Here is a 13920-nt window from a genome sequence, read left to right on the forward strand (position 1 = left end):
GATTTTCATCAATGAAACTGAACGTCTATGACTTCGCGACTTTTATTGCCGTTGCCCGGCACAACAGTTTTCGCGCCGCGGGAGATGAACTCGGACTGTCGCCATCGGCAGTCAGCCACGCGATTAAGCAACTGGAGCAGCGGCTGAAAATTCGCCTGTTTAACCGTACCACGCGCAGCGTGTCACTCACCGAAGCCGGCGCCCGTATGTTTGAACGTTTACGCCCCGCTTTCGATGAAATCAACATGGTGCTGGATGAAGCCAACTGCTATCGCCAGACGCCGATGGGCGTGCTGAAAATCAATGCCTCGCGCCTTGCCTCACGTCTGGTGCTGATTCCGCTGGTCACCGGGTTTAGCCAGCGCTATCCGGACATTCGTGTGGAAATCACGACAGAAGACAGGCTGGTCGACATTGTGAAAGAGGGTTTTGATGCGGGCATTCGCCTGAGCAGTACGCTGGAAAAAGACATGATTGCCCTGCCGGTAGGGCCAAAAGTCAAACTGGTGGTCGCGGCCAGTCCCGATTATTTTGCCCGTCATCCTCGTCCCACGCATCCACGCGAAATCGACGTGCACCCGTGCGTCATGTTTCGTCATCGCAGTGGCCGGATTTATCAGTGGGAATTCAACGGACCGGACGGCCAGTTTGCGCTTCTTCCCGGCGGAAACATTATCCTTGACGACATGGATTCACAGTTGGATGCCGTACTGCAGGGTGCGGGACTCGGCTATCTCTATTACGAGCAGGTGAAAGATCATCTGGCAAACGGCAGTCTGATCTCGGTACTGGAGGACTGGTTACCGGAACGGCCCAGCCTGCAATTTTATTATCCTAATCGCCAGTATATGTCTTCGGCATTGCGGACGTTTATTGACTATATCAAAGCGGCACCGTTGTCGACGTTCAGCCGCTGATCTCATACGCTTTTAGCTTACGCCACAAGGTGGTCGCACTGATCCCCAGCATTGCCGCCGCCTGGGTTTTATCACCATGGCATTTTGCCATCACGTCAATAATTAGCCGGCGCTCCTGTTTTTTCAGAAGATCGGTTTCAGCGTCTGTGCACGCCAAAGAGGATGATTCATACACCACGTTATTGAGTACCTGCTCATCCTCAAGCAACGAGATCACGGTCGATTTATCGACCGTACCGCCCTGATGAAATACCGCCAGTCTGCACACGACCGATTGCAGTTCTCGTATATTCCCCGGCCAGTGATAACGGTTTAAATACGCCAGCGCATCCGGCGAAAAGACCCTGTCTTTTCCCTGCTGGTGAAGTAAATGCCGGATAAGAGGTTCAACGTCACCTTTACGCTCAGTCAGCGCGGGAAGCCGGAGTGTGAGGATATTGATACGGTAATAAAGATCCTGACGAAAAGCGCCCATGGTTATCTGCGCCTTCAAATCTTTATTACTTGCTGTTATGAGTCGAAAATCCGCCGCAATCAGCCCATCACCGCCCACGCGAACAAACTGTTTTTCCTGTAGCACACGCAGTAATTTGATCTGTACGTTGAGTGGGGCCTCGCTGATTTCATCAATAAATACGGTGCCCTTCATCGCCATCTCAAAGATACCGGGCTTGCCCCCTTTTCGGGCCTGGGTAAATGCCCCGTCAGCATAACCAAACAGTTCACTTTCAAGCAGACTTTCAGGAATCGCCGCGCAGTTAATCGCAATGAACGGGCTGTGGCTTCGGGTGCTGTGCTGGTGAATGCTTTGAGCGAACAATTCTTTACCCGTACCGGTATCACCTAAAATATGGACAGGTGCATCATGGCTGGCACAACGCTTTGCTTTTTCGATCGCTGACTTAATACTGGCTGACTCACCAACAATATCATCAAAGGTGTAACGGGTATAAAAAGCACGCTGTTTTCGCTTTTTACTGACCGTGTTTCGCCACGGGGCTTGCGATTGCAGACAGCCGGTCACGATTGAATAGCTCTCCTGCCGCTTACAGTAATGCTTTATCGCGACAGAAATGCGTTCCCCGTCAAGTTCAAGGGTCATATCGCTGACGTCAGACTCGTCAATAATGGCGTTGTATACGTCTTTGAATCCTTCTTTTTTGTATATTTTCTCCCCGACGCGGCACTGAAAAAGCGCTTTTCCTTTGCTGTTTATTGTGACGACAGTCCCCATCGGGTCGAGACACATAATGCCTTCCCGTGACTGATTTATCGCGGACTGACTTATCTCCAGCTTCAGATTTTCCTGGTTAATATATTTTAACAGGCTGAAGGCCTCGTTGATGGCCTGTTCAATAGAGATATTATCGGTATCCCCCATTACAACCTTCAGACCATATTTTTTGGCCATTTCAGCAACGGTCAGACCGCCAATCACGACCTGATAATTATTTTCCGCAAGGCTTTTGACGACATTATCGATATCGTAATGATTATAGACCTGACAGATCTTGAAATTATCATGAGTCATATGTTGATAATGCTTAAGCGCGTGGCAAAACTGGGGAAAGCCGACCGCAGCAATCTTCTGTGACTTGATTTTTGCTTCCTGCAGAATACGGTTCACGCCTTGAAAATCATGTGCAATTTCGACCACCGGGATGGCCAGGCTGCTGCGCAGTAAGGCAGCGGTACCGCCACGACTGATGATGATTCTGGTGCCGGCGCGAATCATTTCATTCGCTTTATCCAGCACATCTGAATAACCTATTTCGTAGACGGGTAATTCTAGCTGTTTTTCAAACAGCACATTAGAGATACGCTGAGTAATGGTTTTTGAAACAGAGAAAATGACAATTTCATTGAACTTCATTAACAGTCCGATTATATCGATAACGCGCTGAACAAGTATAAAGATAACGTCTGCCCCTATATTGACAGACGTCATGTGCAGGCACGTAAAAGCCACCTGGCGTTAATATTCCAGGACTGAGCGAACGGATAAGGCGTGATTAAACATGCAGACGGCGATAGCAGATCTGCCCACGACTGATGGTTAAGCAGTTATCAATATAGCGATCGCCTTGTAACTGATTGCCCCTCGTGTCTTCGAAAATGGTTTTTGCCTGACGTATTTTAACCACGGCGATGTCGGCAAATGCCCCCGGTGTGAGCGTTCCGATCTGGCCCTGCATTTTCATTAGCCTGGCAGGGGTGCTGGTGACCGCTTTTACGATATCAAACAGTGACATACCCATATTCAGGTATTTTGACATGACATGAAGCAGACTGTAGACCTTATTCGTACGCAGGCTGTTACGCTGCGTTAAGTCCGTGCTGATAATATCGGGATAAAATCCCTGCGCCATCGCATGACGGGCAATATTAAAATCAAAATGCGCCACGCCATTTGAACAGTCAAAGATGACGCCTTTCCGCTGGGCTGCCTGAATCGACGGGTACACTTCGCCCTGCTCATTAAGGATGGTGTGACCCGTTCCGTGAAAGCAGTGCGCGTATATATCACCCGGGTTGAAATGCGGGATGAGTTCGTCCGCCTGGCGTTGGGAATCCGTGACGTGCACGCATAACGAGGTATTCAGCTCACGTGCCAGCGCAACGGTCGTCAGAAAAGGATCGCTGCTGTAGGATTTGCCTTTCGCAATATCCTGACTGTAGCGCAGCTTCAGGCCCAGAATATTGTCTGCATTTTTGCTGACAACCTGCTTTATTTTTTCCCGATTAAAATTGGCCGGGTTCGTGTTTTCCAGATATCCCGTCGGCCCACCACCCAGCGTAGACAGGCCTACATTTACTACATTTAAGTAACTTTTTATCCTTACCGTAGCCGTGTTGATCACACTGTTACGGAACAATCCATAATTGACCCAACCGCTACTGCCAGCGTCAACCACGCTGGTTACGCCATTGGGCAAACAAATGATGTCTGGATTCACGCTGATAGCCGTTCCGCCATGAAAAACATGAGTATGAAAGTCAATTAAACCGGGAAGGACAATACAGCCTGCGGCATCAATTTCAGTTTCAGCTTCAATGCCGTCAACCTGGGTAAGATCAACGATAACATCCCCCATAATGCCCACATCCCGCTGAATATAATTCTGGCCGTGGCCGTCTATCGTCAGGCCATTTTTGATACGAAGATCCAGTTTCATGTTTATCCTCCGATCAGATACCGATGAATTTCCAGTAAGGAATGCCGAGCAGGAAATAAACAATGACGTTAAACAGCACCATCATTGTGCCCAACAGCCAGAAGGTTTTTTGCGGCACATAGCCACTGGAGAAGGTAAAAACCCCCGCTCCGTTACCGTAATGCGTGAGGAGAGCACCGTAGCCTGCTGAAAACGCCAACGACAATGCAACGTACATTGGATTGGCCTGCGTCGTCATGCCGAGGGTAAACAACACGGGATAAAAAGAAACGACAAACGCACTGTTTGAGACAAAGAAATAACGTACGGCAAGACTGATAAAAATCAGCACACCAATTGCGCTAAATTCATTGAGATGAGAAAGATCCAGGTAGTTTTTAATCACCCCCACCAGGAAAACGTAGAACCCGCCTTTTGACAGCGCGACAGCACATCCATAGAACGCGCCGTACCAGACAAACGTTTGCCAGGCCGCTTTTTCACTGACCACATGTTCCCAGCTCAGCACTTTAAATAACAACAAGCAGGCAAGGAATGCAAAGCCAACCGGAATAAAAGGAATACCCGTTACTGAGCCGGTCATCCATCCCAAAACGCCCAGAATAAAAAACACGATCAGCAGTTTCTCTTCGCGCTTCACCGGTCCGAGTTCACGCAGTCCCTGTTCAGCGATCTCATTGACGTTATCAATTTTTTTCAGTTCAGGCGCATAAACTTTATAAAGTATCCAGGGACACAGCAGCAGAACTAATCCGGCCGGAATAATGGCCGCCTTAAACCAGGTCATCCAGTCCAGATCGACCTTCATAATTTCGTTAGCCAGTGACACGGTGATAGCGTTGGTGGCCATACCGGTTAAAAACAAGCTGGATGTTCCCATTGATACGACATACATCAGAATCGTCAGGTAGGAACCAATCCGGCGGCTACCCTCGTCAGGTTTTGAGCCCAACGCTTCAGCAATGTTGCGGAAAATGGGATAGACGATACCGCCAGAGCGCGACATATTCGAGCCGGTGGCCGGAGCCAGCACGGTGTCCGTAACCATCATCAGATAACCCAGCGTCAGAGTATTTCTGCCGTAGCGTTTCAGTAAGATGTAGGCGATACGTTTACCCAGTCCGGTAATAACGAATGCCTTACAAATAATAAAGGCGCTGATAATAAACCAGACCATGGCCGTGCCATAACCTGCAAACAGAATATGGGGATCGATAAAAACAGATGCGATGCCGAGGATAATGAGCATAATAATCGCATCCGTAAAAGGCCGAAATACCAGCCCGCATAACATCGCCAGATAAATACCGACCATATGCCAGGTCGTGGCGGAAATCTCGTCAGGGTTAGGCAAGATCCAGAATAAAACCGGGAAAAACACGATCAATAAGATTTTTAAAGAGAACATATATTTTTACCTTTGCTTATCACCACGAGAGCATGACTCCCGTGGTTTGAGCGAATGGATATTATATTGGTCGACTAACGAAATACGTCGTTAATTAATTCAACGCCCTTTTCTTCCAGTGATTTGGTGACCCATTCACGATTTGCCGTGCCGTTTTTTGCGGCTTCAACTTTGCTCGCATCGAATGCTGCATACGCTTTAGCTTTTTCGAGTAAGGGTTCTGCATCATGCAAAGGAACAACAATTACGCCATCCGCATCACCAATAATGAGATCGCCAGGGCACACGGCTACGCCACCCACCGCAACAGGTGTATTCACTTCGCCAGGACCTTCTTTAAACGGACCGGCCGGGTTTGACCCTGTAGCAAAAAGGGGAAAATCCAACTGTGACAAAGCATCAATGTCGCGGATGGGGCCATCCAGCACGATGCCAGCGATCTTCTTGCAGTGATGCGCGTAAGCCACCATGATTTCGCCCATCAGGGCTCGCGAACGGTCACCTTCATTAGATACGACAATAACGTCATTCTCCTTCGCCATATCCAGTGCGGCATGCAACATCAGGTTGTCGCCCGCGCGCGCTTTCACCGTAATGGCATAACCCGCCATAACCGGTTTTTGAGGGGAAGAAATCCGCCTGATACCGTTGCCCAACACCGCAATACGATTCATGGTATCGGCGATATTCGCAGCGGGAAGTTGCGCGTATTCCTTGAGTAAATCAGGCTTACCTGCAGGACGTTTTAAATAAATACGATTTCCAATAGTCATTTTATTATTCTCCAAAGCCAGGAACGGGCCAGGTTGGTTTTTTACCCGACAGCACCTCATCAATCCCTATGGCGGTATGAAGTGAGGCTCTGTCGGTGGCTTCTTTCGTTGCGGCACCGATATGAGGGCCAATAACAACATTGCTGAGTGAAAAAATCGGATCGCTGGCGTCGAAGGGCTCTTTCTTCAAGACGTCCAGACCTGCGCCGGCAATAAGGTGGTGACTGAGGGCGTGATACAGCGCTTTTTCATCGACGAGTTTGCCGCGCGCAGTATTAATGAAGTAAGACGTCGGTTTCATCATGGCAAATTGCTTTTCTCCGACGAAATTCTGGGTCTCTGCCGTTGTCGGGCAATGCAAAGAGACAACGTCGCTTTCGCTGAAAATACGGTCAATATCATCTGTACGTTCAACGCCGTCTGGCATTTGTTCCTGCGTCTTATAGGGATCGTATGCAATCACTTTCATATTAAAACCCCGTAAGGCTTTAACAGCGACGCGCGAGCCAATATTGCCTACACCAATTAATCCCAGCGTTTTGCCATCCAGTTCCACTTTGGGCGTGCGCAATTTTGCCCAGTAGTAATCCTCAAGCATTTTCTCTTCAACCAACCTGAAATTGCGGGAACAGTGCAGCATGTAAAAAATAGCCAGTTCGGCCACGGACATGCTGTTCGCCACCGGCGCATTCAGCACCACAACACCGTGACGTTTCGCGGCCTCAAGATCGACAGTATCGTAGCCCGCGCCGTGTCGTGCGACGACTTTGAGTTTTTTCGCGGCGTTAAATACACGTTCAGACATTTTTGAAAGCCGAACGATGATGCCATCACAGTCGGGAATATCACGAATAATGTCTTCCTCTTCCATGCCAGAGCCCGTAATTAATTCATAGCCCCGACTCTCCAGATACGCTCTCCCTTCCGCCATAATTTCCTGTGGGAGTAAAATTTTATAAGCCATGCCATTATCTCCAGTGTTATACGCGACAACGTTATTGTTTGCAGACGCCGTGCCAGACCCGATAAAAAAACAGAAGAAATAATGCAATCGCCTGAGAAGAAAGGATTTAATTTATTTGGCCGTAAAAGAAGGTGAAGGGGTAAAAGTGAAATGCGTCACGAAATAAAAAAATGAGAATTTCAAAAAGAAAACCCATTTCGGATAGTGAGTTCATTTTGAAATGCGAGATGTGAATACGTTAACAGCGAATTAAACATCAACACCGCATCATCTATGAACACCTGATGCATCGACGCAGACTTCTTATTACTGCAATCCGTACAGGTATGATAAAAACGCGCTTTAATCACGCGTACCTTTCTAAGGTGTCACCTAAAAAAATGAATACGCTTAGCAACCTGCTCCATTTTTTGTGCTGGCAGGCTAATACAGAAAACGATCAGGCCCGATGTTTTAACCGATGCTGCAACAGCGTCAGGAGGCTTGATGGGCATTTTTTAAGAAATCTTCATTACAGCGTTAGTGTCATCTGCAAAACACCTCTCTCTTGACACTATTCACGCTGCCTTTCACTCGAAGTCTAATAATATAATTCGATACAGCTTTAACTATTACTTAAGATATGCCTCTGTAATTAACATGCTAGTTACGACTTCTGATCGATACAAAAAATGACATAAACCATCACAGCGACACCCATAAAAATTCAAACAAAAAGTAAAAATAAGAAGCAGTAACAACAAACACCGCCAAGGTAAAAATATATACAAAAACATTCAAAATAAATATCACAATAAAATCAAACAGCATAATAAAGTGATAACAAATAATCACTGATTACTGGATCGGGATCATATAAACAAAAACAAACAAGATCTTACGGAAACTTATTATTGAATTTACACTGCATTCTATTTTAAAAATAACGCGCTATTTAAGCGCACCATACCTTTCAATTTCTCTGGTCGAGATAAAACATAATTAAAAGGATTTCTTTAATGAAACTTAACTTAGTTGCAGTGGCCGTTACCACCTTATTCGCCGCAGGCGTAACAAATGCTGCGGAAGTTTATAACAAAGGCGGTAATAAAATTGATCTCTACGGTAAAATGCAGGGGCTGCACTATTTCACCAGTGATAACGACGGACGTGGGGATAACTCCTATGCCCGTCTCGGTGTAAAAGGTGAAACACAGATTACTAACCAACTGACTGGATTTGGTCAGTGGGAATACAATATGCAGGCGAACCGTGATGAAAGGTCTGAAAACCAGTCCTGGACACGTTTAGGCTTCGCCGGTCTCAAATTCGGTGAGTATGGTTCGGTCAACTATGGTCGCAACTACGGCGTCGTTTACGATGTCACCTCCTGGACCGACGTCCTGCCAGAGTTCGGCGGTGACAGCTACGGCTCGGATAACTTTATGCAGCAACGTGCCAATGGCCTGGCAACCTATCGTAGCACCGATTTCTTTGGCCTGGTCTCCGGCCTTAATTTTGCCTTGCAGTACCAGGGCAGAAATGGGGGCTCCAACGCTGAAGGCGGCAGTCTCACCAATAACAACCGAAATGCAGTGAAACAGAATGGCGATGGCTATGGCGCGGCTGTAACGTATGCTCTGCCAGAAGGTGTGAATTTCGGTGTCGCCTATTCGCATTCTAAGCGTACGCTGGACCAGAACGGCCTGGCATTGGGCGAAGGCGATAATGCTGAAACGTATTCAGGCGCCCTGAAATACGATGCCAATGCTATTTACCTGGCAGCCCAATATACACAGACATACAATGCTACCCGCATTGGTAATGGCAATCCAGGCTACGCCAATAAAGCCCAGAACGTTGAACTCGTTGCACAATACCAGTTTGACTTCGGTCTGCGCCCCAGCATCGCGTATCTGCAGTCAAAAGGGAAAGATCTTGAAAGCTATGGCGATCGGGATTTAGTGAAATACATCGACGTGGGCGCGGCTTATTACTTCAATAAAAACATGTCAGCCATCATCGATTACAAGATCAACCTGCTTGATGAAACCGACTTTACTCAGGCAGCCGGTATTTCAACCGACAATATCCTGGCCGTGGGTCTGACTTACCAGTTCTGATTCCGGTGTACTTGTATCAAGCCAGCGCTTTCTGCGCTGGCTTTTTTTATGGTGCGGCTTTTATCGCTCTGCGGTTTCACAACTGGCGCTCACGGCACTGACCGGACAGCATCTTTGGTGGGGCGGCCCGTTCACAATCCAGATCCACGAACGAAACAGGCACGTCCGTTATTTACGCTCCGCCCGCCTCCCGGCGACAATGCAGAAGGCGTTGGTCTTCTCCACTGTGCTTTTCACGCCAGGAGGCGGCCTTTGCCCACGCGGCCCTGCACACTGTTAAGACCGCTTGCGCGTCAGTTTCTCCACGACCTTCATGACCGAGAAATAGAACAGCGGAACAAAGAAGATGGCCAGTAACGTGCCGCTGATCATGCCACCAAACACGCCCGTTCCAATCGCCTTTTGCGTTGTCGCGCTGGCCCCTGTGGCCAGCATCAGCGGTACAACACCCAAGGTAAACGCCAGCGATGTCATCAGAACAGGCCGCAAACGCATACGTGAAGCCGCTAAGGTGGCGTCGACCAGCCCCTTACCACCTTCGTGAATCTGTTTCGCAAACTCGACGATCAAAATGGCATTTTTTGCCGACAGCCCGATGAGAGTGATCATCCCGACTTTAAAAAAGACGTCGTTTTGCATATCCAGCATGCTGACCATCAGTACCGCTCCCAGCAGTCCCAGCGGGACGACCAGCATGACCGATATCGGAACTGACCAGCTTTCATACAGCGCCGCGAGCACCAGAAAGACCACCAGCATCGACAGCACCATGAGCGCGGGCGCTTCTGATGCAGATTGCTGCTCCTGTAACGATCCGCCGCTCCACTCAAGGGCAAACCCTTCAGGCAACTGCCTTACCAGACGTTCCATCTCGTTAAGCGCATCGCCACTTGAATAGCCTGGTGCAGGGTTACCGGTGATTTTTATTGACGGGTAGCCCTGATAACGCACCCGTTGCAAGGGGGCAGTTTCCCACTGAGCCTGCACAAACTCAGCGAGCTGCACCATGCCGCCTGTCGCGTTGCGCACATATAACGCCAGGACGTCGTCCGGTTGCATGCGATATCTCGCATCCGCCTGAATAATGACCTGCTGCATACGATCGCGGTTCGGGAAGTCATTGACGTACAGCGAACCGATCGCTCCCGAGAGCGTCTGGCTGATCTCCTCAAAAGAGACGCCCAACGCGAAGGCTTTCTGGCGATCAATATTCAGTCGGATCATCTGTCCGTCAGGCAGGCCATCGACATAAACGTTGCGGACCACCGGGCTTTTTGCCGCCAGCGCGAGCAACTGCGCTTCAGCCTTCTTCAGTTCAGCAAGGCCTTTACCACCGCGATCCTGCAGACGCAGGGTAAAGCCCGAGGAGTTTCCCAGCTCATCAATGGCGGGCGGGATCAAACTGAAGGTTTCCGCTTCAGGATTCATCGCCATCTGTTCCTGCGCATGCGCCGCTTCAGAAAAGGCGGTCGCGCCGTTTCGTTCGTCCCAGCCTTTTAAAGTCGTAAACGCCATCGCCGAGTTGGGCCCGGATCCGGCAAAGCTGAAACCGAGAATGGCGATGGTCGATTGCGTCGCGGGGCGTGAAAGCACCGCCTGTTCAAAAGCCTTAACCACGTTTAACGTGCGCGCTGCCGTGGCTTCCGAGGGTAGCTGAATGGACGTCATAAAGTAGCCCTGATCCTCTTCAGGCAAAAAGGACGAAGGCAGATTTTTCATCGCCAGGAAAAGCAGCAGACACAGCGCCGCGTAAACCCCCAGCGCACTGCCGACGCGTTTCAGTAAGCGACTGACGCCGCGACCATACAGCGCCGTAATGGCGGCAAACTGGCGGTTAAATCCGCCAAAAAATCCTGTTTTCTGCTGCGCGTGTTGGTTGACAGGCCTGAGCAATGTCGCACAAAGGGCGGGGGTCAGGCTCAGCGCCAGAAATGCCGAGATCAAGACAGAGACAGCCATTGTCAGCGTAAACTGGCGATAAATCGCGCCGACCGACCCGCTTGCCATCGCCATCGGGATAAACACGGCACTCAGCACTAACGTAATGCCGATGACCGCGCCGGTAATCTCTTTCATCGCTTTCCGGGTCGCTTCTTTCGGGCCCAGCCCCTCTTCCGCCATGATACGTTCGACGTTTTCCACCACGACGATGGCATCATCAACAATGATCCCTATGGCCAGTACCATACCGAACATCGTAAGTACGTTGACCGAGAAGCCAGACAGCAGCATAACGGTAAATGTGCCCAGCAGAGCAATCGGAGCCACAATAGCCGGGATAAAGGTATAACGAATGTTTTGCAAAAACAGGTACATGACGAGAAAGACCAGCACCATGGCTTCAATAAAGGTATGAACCACTTTCTCGATGGAGATTTTTACAAACGGCGTGGTATCAAACGGAATGCTGTAGGTCATGCCTTCGGGCATGGCGTTACTCAGTTCATTCAGGCGATGTCTGATCCTGTCTGCGGTTTTAACGGCGTTTGCTCCCGGCGTCAGCTGAATGGCCGCCGCCGTCGACACGTGACCGTTTTCACGCGTAGCAAAACCATAGGATTGGGAACCCAGTTCGACGCGGGCCACATCCGACAGAATGACGCGCGAACCATCGGGATTGGCACGTAAGGTAATATGACCAAACGTCTCAGGTGAGCCGAGCTGCCCGGTGACCAGCAGCGGATAGCTGACCTGCTGACCGGGGATAGCGGGTGAATCACCGGTCCGGCCGGGCGTAATCTGTGCGTTTTCGATGCTGACCGCCCGGTTAATATCGCTGACGGACAGACGATACTGACTCAGCCTGACGGGATCGATCCAAATCCGCATCGCTTTCTCGGCACCAAACAGCTGAACGCGGCCCACGCCTTCCACCCGGCGCAGTTCTTCGGAGAGGTTACGGGAAAAATAATCGCTCAGATCGGCGTCAGTCAGCTTACCGTCTTTCGAAGTCAGCCCGACAATCATCAAAAAATTTGCGCCTGAGGCTTCAACGCTCAGGCCATTCTGTCTCACAACCTGCGGCAGGCGAGGCTCCACCACTTTTATACGGTTTTGCACGTCAACCTGCGCCAGCTCGGGATCGGTTCCCGGCGCGAAGGTCACGGTAATGGAAGCCATGCCGCTGGTATCGCTGGATGATTCGTAATACAGCACGTGCTTCGCCGAAGAAAGCTCACGCTCAATCAGGGCAATTACGCTGTTGTTCATCGTTTCCGGCGTTGAGCCCGGATAAGAGGCATTAATGGTAATGGTAGGCGGCGCGACAGACGGATACAGGGCCACCGGTAATTTTGGAATCGCGAGCAGGCCAGACACGATAATAAAGATGGCTATTACCCAGGCAAAAACGGGGCGGTTAATAAAAAACTGAGGCATGTTCTACCCTGAGAAAATAAGTAAGGTGTGTTCCTGCTGCATTTGATCAGGTGTTATTCAGCGCATGACGCCCTTTTGTGCGCATCTGTGGGATGCATTTCACCCGACGCGCTCCACCGTCAGTTTTCAGTCAGCCGATGGACAACGGACTTATATAACAGCCGGGTAACCCGACCACCGCGCCAGGCTGTGGCGTTTGTCGCGACGGCCTGCCAAAAATGCCGGTTCCACGCGTGAACGGTGAGCGTTTTTTTTGGATAATAAAGCGCAATAACCGTCGGCTTTGCGTGGGGAACACGATAAATTTTTTGAGACAGGCCTGATGCGGGACTTATTCCTGTCGCGAGTAATGACCAAAATAAACAGCAATAACTTAACCTGATTAAAATACCTGACCTCATCACGAACGGTCTCATAATAATGCACATAGTTACAGCTTAACGCGCGAACAATGAGCCATGATGTCATTTTTATGGAGGGAATATGGAGAAGAAAATCATTAAATAAAAACGGGGGGAATGGCTTATATGCGATGGACAACATCAAACCATCAACAGTAATATAGCGCCAGTTTTCACACAGGGCAGCCTTTTAAAAATGCTTCATCTGTCTTTATTATCGATTCTATTTCCTCACGTAAAGGTGCGTTATGCAAATAGCAGAATCAGAACGATTAATCCTGCGGCGTTTTATGCCGGACGACGCCGAAGCGCTGTTTGCTTATTTGTCTGATCCCCAGCCCGCATGCTTTTACGATGAAAAACTGGAAGACATGGCCGCCGCCAGAGAGGAAGCCGCAAAAAGGCGCGATGATGACACGCAATATGCCATCTGTTTAAAAGAAACGGGTGCCGTGATCGGCCATCTGTTTGCTTCTGGTGAGGCCGAGCCCGATGACAATACGTTAAGCGTTGGCTGGTATGTCAATCCACACTATCAGGGACAGGGTTTTGCACTGGAAGCCACGACCTGTCTGTTTACTTATCTCTTTAACGTCAGGGACGTCCGCCGCCTCTATGCGTATGTTGCAAGCGATAATGCAGGCTCACAAGCGCTATGCCGCCGTCTGGGGATGCGCCTGGAAGGCTGCTTCAAAGAGTATGTCTGTTTTACGCAGGAAGACGGTGTGCCTGTGTATGAGGACACGTTGGTTTTTGCCCTGCTGCAAAAAGAGTGGTGAGTGAACTGTTGCGAGCCTCCTG

At 49.6% G+C, this 13920-nt stretch carries 9 protein-coding genes; 3 read left to right on the forward strand and 6 right to left on the reverse strand.

What is annotated here, in order from left to right; translation table 11 throughout:
• The first annotated feature begins 11 nt into the window (after positions 1-11).
• Positions 12-917 carry a LysR family transcriptional regulator gene (locus tag G5574_RS08550; protein ID WP_033739403.1) on the forward strand — a complete coding sequence of 302 codons (906 nt, stop codon included), beginning with the start codon at positions 12-14 and terminating at the stop codon, positions 915-917.
• On the opposite strand, the gene G5574_RS08555 is transcribed toward G5574_RS08550, so the two are convergent.
• From G5574_RS08555 to G5574_RS08575, 5 genes are all read right to left on the reverse strand, one after another.
• The gene (locus G5574_RS08555) at positions 907-2790 is read right to left on the reverse strand and encodes a sigma 54-interacting transcriptional regulator (RefSeq protein WP_164482499.1); all 1884 of its coding nucleotides are present in this window, start codon (positions 2788-2790) and stop codon (positions 907-909) included. The two genes, G5574_RS08550 and G5574_RS08555, sit on opposite strands and share 11 nt — an antisense overlap.
• A gap of 139 nt (positions 2791-2929) precedes the next feature.
• Positions 2930-4093 (reverse strand): metallo-dependent hydrolase, encoded by a 1164-nt coding sequence (locus G5574_RS08560; protein ID WP_164482500.1) that lies wholly within the window; start codon positions 4091-4093, stop codon positions 2930-2932.
• Between the two features lie 13 nt (positions 4094-4106).
• Entirely contained in the window at positions 4107-5501 is a 1395-nt protein-coding gene (locus tag G5574_RS08565) for a DASS family sodium-coupled anion symporter (protein WP_033739407.1), read from the reverse strand.
• A gap of 74 nt (positions 5502-5575) precedes the next feature.
• Positions 5576-6274, reverse strand: a complete 699-nt coding sequence (locus G5574_RS08570; protein ID WP_164482501.1) for an RraA family protein — start codon at positions 6272-6274, stop codon at positions 5576-5578.
• Positions 6275-6278: 4 nt separating this feature from the next.
• On the reverse strand, positions 6279-7238 hold the full coding sequence (locus G5574_RS08575) for a hydroxyacid dehydrogenase (protein WP_033739411.1): 960 nt from the start codon (positions 7236-7238) through the stop codon (positions 6279-6281).
• Between the two features lie 998 nt (positions 7239-8236).
• Here G5574_RS08575 and ompC point away from each other — a divergent pair.
• The gene (gene ompC / locus G5574_RS08580) at positions 8237-9340 is read left to right on the forward strand and encodes a porin OmpC (RefSeq protein WP_164482502.1); all 1104 of its coding nucleotides are present in this window, start codon (positions 8237-8239) and stop codon (positions 9338-9340) included.
• Positions 9341-9616: 276 nt separating this feature from the next.
• Here ompC and G5574_RS08585 read toward each other — a convergent pair whose 3' ends face one another.
• Positions 9617-12718, reverse strand: a complete 3102-nt coding sequence (locus tag G5574_RS08585; RefSeq protein WP_164482503.1) for a multidrug efflux RND transporter permease subunit — start codon at positions 12716-12718, stop codon at positions 9617-9619.
• Between the two features lie 649 nt (positions 12719-13367).
• Here G5574_RS08585 and G5574_RS08590 point away from each other — a divergent pair.
• Positions 13368-13898 (forward strand): GNAT family N-acetyltransferase, encoded by a 531-nt coding sequence (locus G5574_RS08590; protein ID WP_033739417.1) that lies wholly within the window; start codon positions 13368-13370, stop codon positions 13896-13898.
• Positions 13899-13920: the final 22 nt, after the last annotated feature.

Source organism: Pantoea stewartii, from assembly GCF_011044475.1.
GTDB classification, from domain to species: Bacteria; Pseudomonadota; Gammaproteobacteria; order Enterobacterales; family Enterobacteriaceae; genus Pantoea; species Pantoea stewartii.